The sequence below is a fragment of the Actinoplanes sp. NPDC026619 genome, from assembly GCF_040638295.1.
Taxonomy (GTDB): Bacteria; Actinomycetota; Actinomycetes; order Mycobacteriales; family Micromonosporaceae; genus Actinoplanes.
In genome coordinates, this window is record NZ_JBEZYA010000001.1 from 49565 (window position 1) to 64207 (window position 14643).

Annotated in this window: 13 protein-coding genes, 10 tRNA genes and 1 pseudogene; 8 read left to right on the forward strand and 16 right to left on the reverse strand. The window is 69.2% G+C overall.

Annotated features, from left to right (window positions below; all coding sequences use genetic code 11):
• The first annotated feature begins 54 nt into the window (after positions 1-54).
• The 3 genes and pseudogenes from AB0E90_RS00255 to AB0E90_RS00265 form a co-directional block, all read left to right on the forward strand.
• Complete coding sequence (locus AB0E90_RS00255) at positions 55-303, forward strand: hypothetical protein (RefSeq protein ID WP_360397320.1); 249 nt, start codon at positions 55-57, stop codon at positions 301-303.
• 121 nt (positions 304-424) lie between these two features.
• Positions 425-568, forward strand: coding sequence for a hypothetical protein (locus AB0E90_RS00260; RefSeq protein ID WP_360397322.1), 144 nt, complete (start codon positions 425-427; stop codon positions 566-568).
• Positions 565-612, forward strand: a pseudogene (locus AB0E90_RS00265) (hypothetical protein); the annotation flags it as partial. The gene AB0E90_RS00260 and the pseudogene AB0E90_RS00265, both read left to right, overlap by 4 nt.
• Positions 613-698: 86 nt before the next feature.
• Here AB0E90_RS00265 and AB0E90_RS00270 read toward each other — a convergent pair.
• The 11 genes from AB0E90_RS00270 to AB0E90_RS00320 form a co-directional block, all read right to left on the reverse strand.
• Positions 699-769: transfer RNA gene (locus AB0E90_RS00270), tRNA-Cys, on the reverse strand.
• 5 nt (positions 770-774) lie between these two features.
• Positions 775-847, reverse strand: a tRNA-Arg gene (locus AB0E90_RS00275).
• Positions 848-852: 5 nt separating this feature from the next.
• Positions 853-924 (reverse strand) — tRNA-His (locus AB0E90_RS00280).
• Positions 925-926: 2 nt separating this feature from the next.
• Positions 927-998: transfer RNA gene (locus tag AB0E90_RS00285), tRNA-Val, on the reverse strand.
• A gap of 14 nt (positions 999-1012) precedes the next feature.
• Positions 1013-1085 (reverse strand) — tRNA-Lys (locus AB0E90_RS00290).
• Positions 1086-1090: 5 nt separating this feature from the next.
• Positions 1091-1165 (reverse strand) — tRNA-Pro (locus AB0E90_RS00295).
• A gap of 5 nt (positions 1166-1170) precedes the next feature.
• Positions 1171-1244, reverse strand: a tRNA-Ile gene (locus AB0E90_RS00300).
• Between the two features lie 4 nt (positions 1245-1248).
• Positions 1249-1321: transfer RNA gene (locus tag AB0E90_RS00305), tRNA-Thr, on the reverse strand.
• 9 nt (positions 1322-1330) lie between these two features.
• Positions 1331-1402: transfer RNA gene (locus AB0E90_RS00310), tRNA-Gln, on the reverse strand.
• A gap of 100 nt (positions 1403-1502) precedes the next feature.
• Positions 1503-1578: transfer RNA gene (locus tag AB0E90_RS00315), tRNA-Gly, on the reverse strand.
• A 100-nt stretch (positions 1579-1678) separates the two neighbouring features.
• Positions 1679-1810 (reverse strand): hypothetical protein, encoded by a 132-nt coding sequence (locus tag AB0E90_RS00320; RefSeq protein WP_360397324.1) that lies wholly within the window; start codon positions 1808-1810, stop codon positions 1679-1681.
• A gap of 104 nt (positions 1811-1914) precedes the next feature.
• Between AB0E90_RS00320 and AB0E90_RS00325 the strand changes: the two genes are divergently transcribed.
• Positions 1915-2505, forward strand: coding sequence for a DinB family protein (locus AB0E90_RS00325; protein WP_360397326.1), 591 nt, complete (start codon positions 1915-1917; stop codon positions 2503-2505).
• Here AB0E90_RS00325 and AB0E90_RS00330 read toward each other — a convergent pair.
• From AB0E90_RS00330 to AB0E90_RS00340, 3 genes are read right to left on the reverse strand one after another with little or no spacing between them, the layout of a single operon-like run.
• Positions 2490-3437 carry an aldo/keto reductase gene (locus AB0E90_RS00330; protein WP_360397328.1) on the reverse strand — a complete coding sequence of 316 codons (948 nt, stop codon included), beginning with the start codon at positions 3435-3437 and terminating at the stop codon, positions 2490-2492. The genes AB0E90_RS00325 and AB0E90_RS00330 overlap by 16 nt on opposite strands.
• Complete coding sequence (locus tag AB0E90_RS00335) at positions 3421-3753, reverse strand: hypothetical protein (protein ID WP_360397330.1); 333 nt, start codon at positions 3751-3753, stop codon at positions 3421-3423. Before AB0E90_RS00335 ends, AB0E90_RS00330 begins: the two co-directional genes overlap by 17 nt.
• A gap of 18 nt (positions 3754-3771) precedes the next feature.
• Positions 3772-4428: a DJ-1/PfpI family protein gene (locus tag AB0E90_RS00340; RefSeq protein WP_360397332.1), complete on the reverse strand. Its 657-nt coding sequence runs from the start codon at positions 4426-4428 to the stop codon at positions 3772-3774.
• Positions 4429-4529: 101 nt separating this feature from the next.
• Between AB0E90_RS00340 and AB0E90_RS00345 the strand changes: the two genes are divergently transcribed.
• From AB0E90_RS00345 to AB0E90_RS00355, 3 genes are all read left to right on the forward strand, one after another.
• The gene (locus tag AB0E90_RS00345; RefSeq protein WP_360397334.1) at positions 4530-7472 is read left to right on the forward strand and encodes a glycoside hydrolase family 38 C-terminal domain-containing protein; all 2943 of its coding nucleotides are present in this window, start codon (positions 4530-4532) and stop codon (positions 7470-7472) included.
• Between the two features lie 265 nt (positions 7473-7737).
• A complete protein-coding gene (msrA, locus tag AB0E90_RS00350) occupies positions 7738-8244 on the forward strand; it encodes a peptide-methionine (S)-S-oxide reductase MsrA (RefSeq protein WP_360397336.1) in 507 nt (168 codons plus the stop codon).
• A complete protein-coding gene (locus tag AB0E90_RS00355) occupies positions 8241-9086 on the forward strand; it encodes a hypothetical protein (protein WP_360397338.1) in 846 nt (281 codons plus the stop codon). Before msrA ends, AB0E90_RS00355 begins: the two co-directional genes overlap by 4 nt.
• Positions 9087-9120: 34 nt before the next feature.
• Here AB0E90_RS00355 and AB0E90_RS00360 read toward each other — a convergent pair whose 3' ends face one another.
• Together AB0E90_RS00360 and AB0E90_RS00365 are read right to left on the reverse strand one after the other, a co-directional pair.
• Positions 9121-11922 carry an RICIN domain-containing protein gene (locus AB0E90_RS00360; RefSeq protein WP_360397340.1) on the reverse strand — a complete coding sequence of 934 codons (2802 nt, stop codon included), beginning with the start codon at positions 11920-11922 and terminating at the stop codon, positions 9121-9123.
• A 94-nt stretch (positions 11923-12016) separates the two neighbouring features.
• Positions 12017-13018 (reverse strand): Gfo/Idh/MocA family oxidoreductase, encoded by a 1002-nt coding sequence (locus tag AB0E90_RS00365; RefSeq protein ID WP_360397342.1) that lies wholly within the window; start codon positions 13016-13018, stop codon positions 12017-12019.
• A gap of 108 nt (positions 13019-13126) precedes the next feature.
• Here AB0E90_RS00365 and AB0E90_RS00370 point away from each other — a divergent pair, with 108 nt between their 5' ends.
• Positions 13127-14596: a methyl-accepting chemotaxis protein gene (locus AB0E90_RS00370; protein WP_360397344.1), complete on the forward strand. Its 1470-nt coding sequence runs from the start codon at positions 13127-13129 to the stop codon at positions 14594-14596.
• Positions 14597-14643 lie beyond the last annotated feature (47 nt).

Genomic DNA, 14643 nt, shown 5'->3' on the forward strand with positions numbered 1-14643 from the left:
CGCGGATCGGGAAATCGAGCGCATACTTCCGCAGGCTCGGGAACAATTGGGCGCGTGTCCGAGGATGAAACACGCCGCCCCATTCCGGGCGAGGAGATTCTGCGCGGCCAGATGGTTGCTCCCCTTCCAGGAGGCGCCGCCCTCCATTCCGCCTTCCTTCTTGTGAAGCTCGACAACGGTGAATGGTGCGCCCGCTCCATCGGAAGGGAGTACAACCGAGTCGAATTCTTGGGTCAGCTCGTGGCATACACGCGGGCCCTTGCCCAGGACGAAGCCGAGGGATGGTTCCTGGACGAGGACTAGCCGAACTGTCGATCGCCCATGCCGCCGAGCGTGCGTGCAGACTCCGTCGGCTGGCTACCTCGGTAGGCTCGCGGACATGCAGATCCGGCTCGGATGTGGTGATGACGCCACTGGTGTCATCGTGACCGAACCGACCCTGGTGCGACGGCCGACGGTCGTAACCATGGTGGAGGCCGCCGTCGACTCGGGCCAGGGCGCCCAGCCGCTCCACTTCGACGCGGGGGTCTATCCCTCCCCCGCGACGTGGATGCGGAGACCAACGTGATCTGGGCGCTCGACGACTTCACCCCCAGCAACGGCGCCACCCTGATCGCCCCGGGCAGCCACCGCTGGGACGCCGACCGCCGGCCAGAGCCGGCCGAACTCGCTGACGCTGTGCGGGGTCTGCCGCGCGGAGGCCGTAGCCGGATTCGAACCGGCGTGCGCCGCTTTGCAGGCGGCTCCCTGACCACTCGGGCATACGACCGTGCGTGCCCCCGGCTGGACTCGAACCAGCGGCCCCGGCGCTCGGAACGCCGTGCTCTTTCCGCTGAGCTACGAGGGCATGAGGGTGACTGGCCGGATTCGAACCGGCGATCTCCGGGGCCACGACCCGGCGCTCTGCCACTGAGCTACAGCCACAGTGCCCGCGCCAGGGTTCGAACCTGGGACCGCCCCGGTGTGAACGGGGTGCTCTCCCGCTGAGCTACACGGGCGGGATTTTCTGAAGTGCGCCGCCGGGGGCTCGAACCCCGAACCCGCTGAGTAAGAGTCAGCTGCTCTACCAATTGAGCTAACGGCGCATGAGTCGGGTTGGCCGGATTCGAACCGGCGTCCTCTCGCTCCCGAAGCGAGCGCGCTGACCAAGCTGCGCCACAACCCGATGCGTGTCGCCGGGTGGGTTCGAACCACCGGCCTCCGCCTTATCAGGGCGGCGCTCTGACCTGCTGAGCTACGGCGACGAAGAGCCGGAGGCGGGACTCGAACCCGCTGCCTGCCGATTACGAGTCGGCTGCACGACCAGTCGTGCTGCACCGGCATGACGATGCTGGGAGCGGAGGATTCGAACCCCCACGGACCGGTCCAGAGCCGGTCATGCTGCCGGTTACCTCAGCTCCCATCGCGGCCGGCGAGGGTGATGGCCCCGCCGGCCGGCCTCAGCGCTCGGACCACGCGGCCCATTCCGGGCAGGCGCGTCGCGTAAGTGCGCTGGCGATTTCTGGAGCGGCTGACCGGAATCGAACCGGCGACCTCCACCTTGGCAAGGTGGCGCTCTCCCTGCTGAGCTACAACCGCATGACTTGCATGCCATCCACTGTGGAGTTTTCAAGGGTGAGGAGACAGAAAAAAGCCGCCGGTCCCGGATCGGGGCGGCGGCGCGAGCCTTGCTCGGGCGTTACCGCTTCCGGGGGCCTTGCTTGGTCTGGACGGGCTTGGTCTGGACGGGCTTGATCTGGACGGCACAGGGCATGCCGGCCACGCCGCGCGGCGTGATCCGCTGCGGGGTGATCGCGATATGCCGCTTCATCTGCCTGCTCCTGACCTGGTCTCCGGTGGTGATGACTACGGTAGGCGGGAGCGGGTGCGGCGGGCAACGCGTTTATGTCGTACCCCGGTGGCATGCTCTTGCGCATGACCGATCTCGATGCCAAGGCCGGCCTGCGGCGGTACCTCGATGAGGGCCGGGACGCCCTGTTGTGGAAGCTGGACGGGGCCTCGGAATACGACGCGCGGCGGCCGCTGACGCCGACCGGCACGAATCTGCTGGGGCTGGTGAAACACGTGGCCTCGGTCGACGCCGAATATCTTGGCGTGGTCTTCGACCGGCCGTTTCCGGAGCCGTTGCCGTGGATGGATGCCGAGCCGAACGCGGACATGTGGGCCACGGCGGACGAGTCGATCAAGGACATCATCGGGCTGTACGGGCGGGTCCGGGCACACTCCGACGCGACGATCGAGGCGCTTCCGCTGGAGGCGCCCGGCTTTGTGCCCTGGTGGGGGCCGGAAGGTCAGGCGGTCACGCTGCACCGGGTCCTGGTGCACCTGATCGCGGAGACGCACCGGCACGCCGGCCATGCCGACATCGTCCGAGAGCTGGTCGACGGCTCGGCGGGGGTCAACCCGACCACCAGCAACCTTCCCTCGGACGACCGCTCGTGGTGGATCGGCTACCACGACCGCCTGGAGCAGGTGGCGCGGCAGTTCGGTCACTCGGGCAGCTGAGCCGACACCTCGTCAAGGGCGGTGCGCTCGTCGGCGGTGAGGTCCAGGGTGGCCGCGGCGACCAGGGCGGGCAGCTGCTCGGTGGTGCGGGCGCTGGCCAGTGGGGCGGCGACGCCGGGGCGGCCGCGCAGCCAGGCCAGGGCGACGGTGGCCGGGGCCACGCCGTGGGCGGAGGCGACGTCTTCCAGGACCTTGATGACCTGCAGGCCGGCTTCGGAGAGGTAGGCGTTGGCCGCCTGCCCGCGGGGCGCGCCCTTGAGGTCTTCGGTGGTCTTGTACTTTCCGGTCAGGAAGCCGCTGGCCAGCGCGTAGTAGGGCACGACCGCGAGGTGCTCGGCCGCCGCGACCGGGGCGATGTCACGCTCGTAGGCGATCCGTTTCACCAGGTTGTAGTGCGGCTGCACGGCCACCGGCAGGGTGAAGTCGTTGCGGCGGGCGATCTCGAACCACTCGCGAATCCGGTCGGCGGTGTAGTTGCTGACCGCGATCGCGCGGACCTTCCCGGCCTTGACCAGGGCGTCGAAGGCACCCGCCGTTTCCTCGAGCGGGGTGTTCGGGTCGTCGTAGTGGGCGTAGTAGAGGTCGATGCGGTCGGTCCTCAGTCGGGTGAGGGACGCGTCCGCGGCGGCGGCGACGTTGGCCGCGGCCAGGCCGCGGAACTGCGGGTGCTGGCTGACCTTGGTGCCGATGACGACCCGGTCGCGGTTGCCGCGGGCGGTCAGCCAGTTGCCGATGATGGTTTCCGACTCGCCGCCGGAGTTGCCGGGCACCCAGGCCGAATAGCCGTCGGCGGTGTCGATGAGGTTGCCGCCGGCCTCGACGAAGGCGTCCAGCACCTGATGCGAGGTCGCCTCGTCGCTGGTCCAGCCGAACGTGTTGCCGCCGAGAGCGAGCGGGAAGACCTCGATGCCGCTGTTACCGAGTGAGCTCATCACCCGAACCTATGCCGTGTTTCAGGAAACGTCCGGTGACCTGGCTTCGCGGCAGCCGCCCGGCGCGGGAATGCCCGGTGAGCCGGTCGCCGGTGACCGTCACGTCGTAGGCGAGGTTCAGCCGCAGCGGCTTGGTGATGCGCTGGGTCCAGGTGACGCGGTCGCCGTCGGCCACGACGTTCTCCAGGACGACGTCCTCGCCGGCCCCGGACGCGGTGCCGGTGAGGCCGGCGTCGGACTCGGTGAAGCGGTACTCGGCGTCGATCGTGCCGATCGGCGTCTTCATCCGCAGGTGCCAGACTCCGGCGATGCTCACGAGGTGCCCTTCGGAAGATCAGACCAGGACGGGGGTACGGCCGGCGCGCGTCCAGACGGTTCCGCGCCGTTCGTACTCGAAAAGCTGTTCGACCGCGTGCGCGATCTGTGGGCCGAAGTCGCGTTCGAGCAGGTGGAGCGCCAGGTCGAGGCCGGAGGTGACGCCGCCCGCGGAGATCAGGTCGCCGTCGTCGACCACCCGGGCGCGGACCGCGTGGACGCCGGTCGCCTCGAGCATGTCGAAGCCGAGGACGTGGGTGTTTGCGTGCCGTCCCTCGATGAGGCCGGCCATGGCCAGGGCGAGGGAGCCGCCGCAGACCGTCGCGACCGTCACCGCGGGATCCGCCAGCGCGCGGCGCAGCAAGGGTGCGGCGGCGCTTCCGGCGAAGCGGGCGAGCAGCACCGGGATCGTCTCGGCGCCCTCGTCCGGATCGCCCTCCGTCGGGCCGGTCGCGCCCGGCACGACGACGTAGCCGGGCGCGCCGGGGTCCAGTGCGGCGGTGGCGGTCAGGCTGATGCCGGGGGTGCCGGAGACGACCGTGCGGGGTCCTTCCGCGGAGACGAGTTCGACGTCGAGGCCGCCACCGAGGAACGCGGCGCCGGCGGTCAGCACCTCGAACGGGGCAACGACGTCGAGCGGATCAAAACCATCGAAGAGTACGAACTGGGCGCGCATGCCATAAATGCTCGTCGCCTGGCCGCGCGCCGAGAAGTGGAGTGGCGGCCACGTTCCGTCCGAATCTGGCCAACACGCCGTCTGTTCGGCAGGGTCTGGGTATGCACGATGACATCTCGCTGACGGTCGGGCGCGTCACTCGCGTGCTCACCGAGCGCATCCGGCCGGCCATCCACACCGACAGCGTGCCGTTCGAGGTGGCGTTTCATGCGCTGCCGGGCGAGCCGATCCCGGCGGCCGAGGGTCTCGCGCTGGACTACGAGCCGTATGCGGTCGGCACGCCGTGGGGGCCGGCCTGGAGCACCACCTGGTTCCGGCTTCGGGGGCGCGTCCCGCAGGCGTGGCGCGGACGGCGTACCGAAGCAGTCGTTGATCTTGGATTTGATGTCGGCATGCCGGGGTTCCAGTGCGAGGCGCTGGTCTATCGCGCCGACGGCAGCCCGGTGAAGTCGATCAATCCGCGGAACCAGTGGATCCCGGTCGGTGACGGCGCGGAGATCGAGTTCTTCCTGGAAGCGGCGTCGAATCCGACGCTGACCGGTTTTCAGCCGACGAACGAGGGCGATGTCCGTACGTCGTCGCCGGCGCCGCTCTACACGACGCGGCGGATGGATCTCGCGTTGTTCGACCAGCAGGCGTACGAGCTGATGCTTGATCTTGATGTCCTGCTCGAACTGCAGGCCGCGCTGCCCGGCTCGGGCCCGCGCCGGATGCGGATTCTCCAGGCGCTCGACAACGCGCTCGACGCCCTCGACCTGCAGGACATCGCCGGCACCGCGGCGGCCGCGCGGGAGCAGCTCCGCGATGTGCTGGCCGCGCCGGCCGAGCACAGCGCGCACCGGATCTCGGCGATCGGGCACGCGCACATCGACTCGGCCTGGCTCTGGCCGGTCCGGGAGACGGTTCGCAAGGTCGCGCGCACCGCGACCAACATGGCCGAACTTCTCGAACTCGACCCCGATTTCCGGTACGGCATGTCCAGCGCCCAGCAATACGCGTGGCTCAAGGAGCACCGCCCCGAGGTGTGGGAGCAGGTCGTCAAAGCGGTGAGCGACGGGCGGTTCATCCCGCTCGGCGGCATGTGGGTGGAGAGCGACACCGTGATGCCCACCGGCGAGGCGATGGTTCGCCAATTCACCTACGGGCAGCGGTTCTTCCGCGAGGAGTTCGGCGTCGAGTGCCAGGGGGTGTGGCTGCCGGACAGTTTCGGCTACTCCCCCGCGCTGCCGCAATTGATGCGCCGGGCCGGGTTCCGCTGGTTCTTCACCCAGAAGATCTCGTGGAACCAGGTCAACAAGTTCCCGCATCACACGTTTCTCTGGGAGGGCATCGACGGCTCCCGCATCCTCAGCCATTTCCCGCCGATGGACACCTACAATTCGCAGCTGTCCGGCGCCGAATTGGCCCGGGCCAGTTCGCAATTCCGGGAGAACCGGGTGGCGTCCGGGTCGATCGCGCCGGTCGGCTGGGGTGACGGTGGGGGCGGCACCACCCGGGAGATGGCCGGGCGGGCGGTTCGGCTGCGCGATCTGGAGGGCAGCGCGACCGTGCGCTGGGAGCATCCGAACGACTTCTTCGACCGGACCCGTGCCGAAGTGGAGAATCCGCCGGTCTGGGTCGGCGAGCTCTATCTGGAATTGCACCGGGCGACGCTGACCAGCCAGCACCGCACCAAGCAGGGAAATCGGCGCAGCGAACACCTGCTCATCGAGGCGGAGCTGTGGGCGGCGACGGCCGCGGTCCGGGCCGGGCTGCCCTATCCGTACGACGAGATCGACGCGCTGTGGCGGGACGTTCTGCTCCACCAGTTCCACGACATTCTGCCGGGGACGTCGATCGCGTGGGTTCATCGGGAGGCGGTCGCGGCGTACGCCCGAATCCGCGAAGCGGCCGAAGAATTGATCGGCCGGGCGCAACGCGCGCTGGTAGGCGAGGGTGACCGGGAGATCGCGTTGAATCCGGCGCCGTTCTCACAGAATGGTGTAGCGGCACTTTCGGCGGCTCGGCACGAAAAGAAGAGCGGCATGCCTCTCACCAACGGCATCGTCTCGGTGACCATCTCGGACGACGGCCTGATCACCTCGGCGATCGATATCGCCACCGGGCGCGACGCCATCGCGCCCGGGATGGAGGGCAATCTGCTGCAACTCCACCAGGATTTCCCGAACATGTGGGACGCCTGGGACGTCGACCGTTTCTATCGCAACCGGGTGACCGATCTGCGCGCGGTGGAATCACTGGAACGAGGCCCGGACCGCGTCACGATCGTGCGAGCGTTCGGCAATTCGCGGGTCAAGCAGACGCTCACCCTCGCGCCGGGCAGCCGGATGCTGCGGATCGACCAGGAGACCGACTGGCACGAGACGGAGAAGTTCCTCAAGGTGGCGTTCCCGTTCGACATCCGCGCCGAATACGTCGCCGCGGAAACCCAATTCGGCTATCAGAAACGGGTCACGCACACCAATACGAGCTGGGAGGCGGCGAAATTCGAGACCTCCATGCACCGGTACGTCGTGGTCGAGGAACCGGGTTTCGGGGCGGCGCTGGTCACCGATTCGACCTACGGCTACGACCAGACCCGCACCGCCACCACCACGACCGTACGGCTGTCGTTGTTGCGCGCGCCGCGCTTCCCCGACCCGGAGACCGACCAGGGGTTGCAGACCTGCTCCTACGGCCTGGTCATCGGGGCCGGGATCGCCGAGGCCACCGAGGCCGGCATCGCGATGAACCTGCCGCTGCGGGTCGTTTCCGGCGATCACGGGTTCGAGCCGGTGGTGTCGGTCGAGGGCGACGGCATCGTGATCTCGGCGGTGAAGCTGGCCGACGACCGCAGCGGCGACCTGATCGTCCGGGTCTACGAGTCGCTCGGCCGGCGCGCGACCGGCACGCTGCAGGTCCACACCGGGGTGGTCGACGTGCGCACCGCGTCGCTGCTCGAACAGCCCGCGGGGCCAACCGTGCGGACCGGCGAGATTCCGCTCCGGCTGACCCCGTTCGAGGTGCTGACTCAGCGAATCACGTTCGGCCGGCCGGTGCCGTAGACCCAGGCGTCGAAGATGTCGTCCAGCGGGCGGCCGCACCTGCAGGGCCATCGGGCCCCAGGTGGCCTTGTCGCTCGGGTGGTCGTTGACCGGGAACCGGATGGCGGCCCCGTGCGGCTCCCCCGCGACGGTGAAGCGTGATGATCAACTCATCACCGGCCCGGCTATCAATGCCGACGCTAAACGGACAGCCGACCCAAAAGCCTGACAAAGTACGGCCGGGAACTTTGTGGATGCTCCTGGCCACAGCGGTACCGTTGCGGGCATGAGCGAAACCGAAACCGCCATCCTGGCCGGCGGCTGCTTCTGGGGCATGCAGCAACTCATCCGCCGCCGTCCCGGCGTGCTCAGCACCCGGGTCGGCTACAGCGGCGGCGACGTTCCGAACGCCACGTACTACAACCACGGCACCCACGCCGAGGCCCTCGAGATCGTCTTCGACCCGTCGGTCACCTCGTTCCGCGACCTGCTGGAGTTCTTCTTCCAGGTGCACGACCCGACCACGCTCAACCGGCAGGGCAACGACATCGGCCTGAGCTACCGGTCGGCCATCTTCTACACCAGCGACGAGCAGAAGCGCGTCGCCGAGGACACCATCGCCGACGTGGAGGCCTCCGGCCTCTGGCCCGGCAAGGTCGTCACCGAGGTCGTCCCGGCCGGCCCGTTCTGGGAGGCCGAGCCCGAGCACCAGGACTACCTGGAGCGCCTCCCCGACGGCTACACATGCCACTTCCCGCGGCCCGGTTGGGTGCTGCCGAAGCGGAGCGCGTGAGCACCGCAACGTCCGAGCGGGAGGTGGCCGGCCCCTGGTCGCTGGCCACCAGCCGGGCGTTCTGGGAGGGCTTCTCCCCCGCCGCGCTGCGCGGCCAGCCCGGCGACGGAGCGCTGCGCACCGTCTTCCTGGTCGAGGACGACTGGACCCGGGCCGCCGCGACGGTCCGGCAGGACGGCACGACCGCGCACCTCACGGTCGACGGGATGGGTGATCTGACCGCGGCCGCGGCGCAGGTCGCCCGGTTCCTCTCGCTCGACGTCGACGGCCGCGGCTGGCCGGAGGTCGGCGAGCGCGACCCGGTGATCGGCGAGGCCCAGCGCGAGATGCCGGGCTTCCGGCCGTGCGGCTTCCACTCGCCGTACGAGGCCGCGGTCTGGGCGGTGCTGACCCAGCGGGTGCGCATGTCGCAGGCGGCCCAGACCCGTGCCGACCTGATCGCCCGACACGGCCACGACGGCGCGTTCCCCGACCCTGCCCGGCTCCGGTCGCTCGATCTCGACCTGTTCGGCCGCCAGACCGAATACCTGCACGCGGTCGCCGAGGCCGCCCTGGACGGCGTGCTGGACGGCGCCCGGCTCCGGGAAAGCAGCGCGGCCGAGGCGATCGCCGAGGTCCGGCAGGTCAAGGGGCTGGGCCCGTTCGCCGCCGAGCTGGTCGTGCTGCGCGGCGCCAACCACCCGGACGCCCTGCCCCAGCACGAGCCCCGGCTGGCCGCCGCGATCGCCGACCGCTACGGCAGCGACGCCAACCGCAACGAGCTCGCCGAGGCGTGGCGGCCTTATCGCACCTGGGCCGCCGTCCACCTGCGCGCCCAGGCCGGGTTGATGAACCGGCGCTGATCGGCCGGTCTTCCGAGTCCGACACCAGCGGCAGTCAGCCTGGAATGATGCGCCAGCGCTGACTGGCCAGGCCCAGGTCGGGCCACTGGCCGACGTCGGCGCTGTTGGCGGTGGACTGGCCCTGGACCTCCAGGAGCTTGCCGCTGTGCCGGGCCACCAGGGCGAAGACGTTCGCGGACGACCAGGCCAGGCGCCACTGCTGGTTGGTGCCGCCGACGTAGTCCCACTGCACCGCTTTCGCGCCGTCCGCCGCGGACTGGGCGGCGATGTCCACGCACTTGCCGTCCATCGTGCTGATGACGGCGAACCAGCCGCTGCCCGCGTCCTGGAACTTCCAGACGTGGTCGGCCGAGCCCACCGCCGGGTACTGCTGCAGTTGGGCGCCGTTCGTGGTGGACATGTTGTTGATGGCCAGCACCTGGCCGGTGTGGGTGACCTGGAGCTTGACGTTGCCGTCCGGGATCAGGCGCCAGTTGTGGTCGGCCGAGCCGTTGTCGGTGAACTGCGTTATCGAAGCCGAGTCGGCGGTGGACGCGCCGGAAACCGCGAGGACCTTGCCGGAATTCTTGTTCTTCACCCGGACGTAGCCGGTGCCGTTGTCGAGCACCTGCCACAGGTGATCGGCGGTGCCGTTGTCCTCGAACTGCACGACCTGCGCCGAGTCGGCGGTGGACATCAGGTCTACGCCCAGGAGCTTGCCGGAGTTGACGTTCTGGATCTTCAGCCAGCCGTCGCCGTTGTCGACCAGGCGCCAGCGATGGTCGGCCGTTCCGTTGTCGGTGAACTGCACGACGCGGGCGCTGTTCGCGGTCGACATGCCGTCGACGCCGAGGACCTTGCCGCTGTTCTGGTTCTGGATGCGGAAGGCGACGCCGGCCGTCTGCCACGGAGTGCCGGCGCCGATCACCGGGAACGACGTGATGCGCAGCCGGGCGGCGCCCATCGGGATCAGGGTGAGCTGCTCGACCGGTTCGGTCGACGGCGTCGGGCTGTCCTGCAGCGGGGTGACGATCGTGTCTGCATCGGGCTGCCAGGCCGGGATCTTCCGCACCGGGGTGGTGATCCTGATCGGCGCGGTCGACGGGGTGAACGGGTCGTTGGCGTTGCCCAGGCCGGTTGTGACCGCGAACGAGGTGGCGCCGTCGAGTCCGTAGTTCCAGGCCGAGCCCGGTCGCACCTCGCGTGTCGGCCAGGTCGAGGTGCCGCCGGTCTGCGACCAGTTCTCGGTGATGGCCGCGGAGAACGTGAGCGCGCCGAAATCCACCGACACCGACTTGTGGTTCGCCGTCCAGGTGCGGGTCCGGGCCTGCATCGGGAGCTTCAGCACGATCTTGTCGCCATTGACCCAACTGCGCGAGATCTTTGCGTACGCCGGACCGGCCGCGACCGGAGAGGACACGCCGTTCACGGTCAGCGAGGGGTTGGCGCACCACCCCGGGATGCGCAGGTAGAGCGGAAACGAGGCCGGTGTCGGGGTGCTCACGGCGTACGCAATCGTGTCGTTGAATGGGTAGTTGGTCTCGGTCTTGATCGAGATCGTGGTGCCGGCACCGACCTTGGCCGTGACGGTCGACGGGCCGTGCAAGATCGCCGCCAATCCGCTGTCGGGGGTGGCGACCCACATCTCCTCGACGTAGTAGGGCCAGCCCATGCCGTAGTTGTGCGGGCAGCAGCGATAGTTGTCGATGCCGAGCATGTACGCCTGCATCGCGAACGAGTTCTGGAACTGCCCCGAGTGGCCGGGCTGGTCCAGCAGCGCGATGCTGTTCGCGCTGGTGATGTAGTGGATGCCGCGCTGCTGCGGGTCGAGGGCGGCGGGCAGCGAGTTGAACGCGAGGTCCTCGGTGCGGTCGCCCCAGACCGGGTCGCCGGTGATCCGGGTGAGGATCTCGTGGCTGGCCATGAACTCGACGATCCCGCACGTCTCGAAGCCCTGCCGCGGGTCACCGAAGCCGGGCCGCGCGTTCTCGTCACCCGCGAACCCGCCACCGGCGAATTGGCCGTACGACGTCATGATCGTGTTGTAGTCGTGGTAGCTGGCCTGCCGGTGGGCGGTGTCGCCGGACAGGACCGAGTAGACGGCCGGCTCGCGGAAACCCTGCGCGAGGTTGACGTTGTGGAGTGACGGCAGGTTGTTGAGGTAGTTCGCCGAGTTCGCGTGGATCTTGCGGGCCAGGTCGAGCAGGAAGCTGTCGCCGGTCCGGTTGTAGGTCCAGAACACCACCTCGAGGGTGTCCGCCCACCGCTGACTGCCCCAGCTCTGGTTGAAGGCGCTCGCCCCCTGGGCGTTGACGAACTGGAAGAAGCGCGTGAAGAACGGCACGATCCGGCTGTCGCTCGTGTATTCGCCGTAGGACCGCAGCGCGTGCAGCATCGGCATGTGCGGCCAGAAGTCCGGGCCGCCGCCGAGGCTGGTGCGCAGGCCGGTAGGGCCGAAGAAGCCGTCGCCGGACTGGGTGGCGAGCACGCCGTTGACCCATTTGGTGGTCTCGGTCTGCACCCGGGCGTCGCCGGTCACGAAACCCAGACTGGCAAAGCCCTTCAGCCAGTACGGGACTTCCTCCCAGCCGGCGAGGTCCGGGTGGATCCAGCCGGTGTTGGCGTACTGCAGGAAGTGCGAGATCTCGGTCATCCGCCCGTTGATCCCGCTCAGCTGGTAGCCCAGTTGCGTGGCGAGCCAGCCGCCGGCCTTCACCGCGCCGGGCGGCAGCCGCAGGAAGGCATCGGGCTGGAGCGGCGCCCGGTTGGTCACGTATCCGGGGGCGGCGGCCGCGGCGAGCGCGGGGGCCAGCGGCACGACTGCCGCCGCCTTCAGGAGCGAACGACGATCCACCATGACCTCCCGCGTGCGCTTATGCTCGAAAATGTTCGAGCCTTTGCGTTACAGGATGTTAATACACGGATCCATTACCGTAAATATTGTTGCCCTTTTAGACACGGACCTCGTCGATCCGCACGGGGCGGTGCTCGGCCGCGGACCGGGTGCAGGCCTCGGCTATCCAGTCGGCCTCCAGGCCGTCGGCCACGGTGCACGGCGACGGCAGTTTGCCCGCGGCGACGTCGAGGAACGTCTCGAACTCGGCGCGGAAGGCGGGCTGGAAGCGGTCCATGAAGAACCGGTGCGGCTCACCGCCGGGGTGGGTGGCGCCGGGTTCGGTGGAGCGGATCGGCCACTTGTCGTCGATGCCGGCGGCGACGCTGTCCCGCGAGCCGTGCACTTCCAGGCGTACGTCGTAGCCGCGCCCGTTGTAACGGGTGTTGGAAACGACGCCGAGCGCCCCGTCGGCGAACGTGACGACGGCCGTGGCGGTGTCGACGTCGCCGTACTTCGTGAAGAACTGGTCGCCGCGGTTGCTGCCCACCGCGTACACCTCGATGGCCTCTTGTCCGGTGATCCACCGGATGGTGTCGAAATCGTGCACGCCGCAGTCGCGGAACATGCCGCCGGACGTCGCGATGTACGCCTCGGACGGCGGCTCGGGGTCGAGCGTGGTGGAGCGAACCGTGGTGATCCAGCCGAGCTCGCCCCGGTCGACGGCGGCCTTGGCGGCGGCCATCCCGGCGTCGTAGCGGCGCTGGAAGCCGATCTGCACCGGCACGTCGGAGCCGGCGAGCCGGCGCAGCAGCGCCGCGCCCTCGGCCCCGCTGCGCGCGACCGGCTTCTCGCAGAGCACCGGCAGCCCGGCCGCCACACAGGCCAGGATGAGGTCGGCGTGCATGTCGGTGCCGGCCGCGACGATGACGCCGTCGACGTCCGCGCCCAGGAGCGCGCCGACCGAGCCGGCGGCCTCGGCCCCGTAGAGGTCGACGACGTGCTTGATCCGGTCCGGCGCCACGTCGGTGACGACGAGCGAGTCGATGGCCGGGATGCCGCTGAGCGTGCCGGCGTGGAAGGCGCCGATGCGCCCGAGCCCGATGAGTCCAATACGCATGGTCTGACGTTACGAACCCGGACGGCACGCCGAGCCCGTCGAAAACCATCAATAACCCCTCGCGGCTGCTGCTAAGTCTTTCGAAGCAGCGGACGAACGGGTAGTTGGATGCTGACCCCGGTAACAGCTGAGCGCACGCAACCGCTGGCCACGCTCGGCCTGGTCGAGGCCGCGGGCCTGCGCACGCGACTCGACATGTTGGATCACATCCTCGATCAGACGTCAACCGGTTTCCAGAAATTCTCGGCGGCGATCGACACCGAGGTCGCGGACATCGACACGATGATGGCCACGATCGATCCGGCCACGCTGGACGCCGCGGCCCGCAAGCAGCTGGACACCTACAACGAACAGTGGCCGAAGTTCGTCGATGTCGTGAAGAACCAGGTCCTGCCACTGAGCGCCGCCGGGAAGTGGCGAGCGGCGTACAAGCTGAACTTCGACGTCGCCCGTCCGTTCTCGATCGCCTCCGGTGACGCGCTGCATGCGTTGTACACAGCGGAGACCGACGCGGCGGCCAAGCACGCGGCCGAGTCACGCGCGGCGGCCCGATCGGCGCGAGTGTGGATGATCGTGGCGCTGGCCGCCGGGGTGGTGCTGGCCGCCCTGCTCGGCATGCTGATCGGCAATCTCATCCGGCGTGATCTCGAGGTGGTCCGGGCCACCCTGCGGCGCCTGGCCGGCGGCGATCTCACCGCGCGGGCCGGCATCGCCTCCCGCGACGAGGTCGGCCAGATGGCGGTCGCGCTGGACGAGGCGATGGGAACCCTGCAGGCCACGGTCTCGACCATGGCCGGGGCGTCGACGTCGCTGGACGCGGCGAGCAACCGGATGGCCGGCGCGACCACCCAGATCGCGGCGTCCGCCGACGAGACCGCCGCGCAGGCGCACGCGGTGTCGGCGGCGGCCGACGAGGTGTCGCGCAGCGTCGAGACGGTCTCGGCCGGCAGCGAGGAGATGGGCGCGTCGATCCGGGAGATCTCGCAGAACGCCAGCGAGGCGGCCCGGGTCGCCGCCGAGGCGGTCACGGTCACCTCGGCGACGTCGGCCACGATGAACAAGCTCGGCGATTCGTCGGCCGAGATCGGCAACGTCATCAAGACGATCACCTCGATCGCCGAGCAGACCAACCTGCTCGCGCTCAACGCCACCATCGAGGCCGCCCGGGCCGGCGAGATGGGCAAGGGCTTCGCGGTGGTCGCCAGCGAGGTCAAGGACCTCGCTCAGGAGACCGCCCGGGCCACCGAGGACATCTCCCGCCGGGTGCAGGCCATCCAGTCCGACACCAGCGGGGCGGTCACCGCGATCGAGGAGATCTCGGTCGTCATCGAGCGGATCAGCGAGTTCCAGACGACCATCGCCTCGGCGGTGGAGGAGCAGACCGCCACCACCGCCGAGATGAACCGCAGCGTGTCGGAGGCGTCCAGCGGCACCGTGGCGATCGCCCAGAACATCACCGGCGTGGCGGCGGCGGCCCAGCGCACCAGTCATGGCGTGTCCGAGACGCAGGAGGCCACCGCCGAGCTGTCCCGCATGTCCACCGAGCTGAGCCGCCTGGTCTCCACGTTCCGTATCTAGGAGAGGGTGGGACGAAAGGGCAGGCTCGGTTAACAATCCCTACCGAA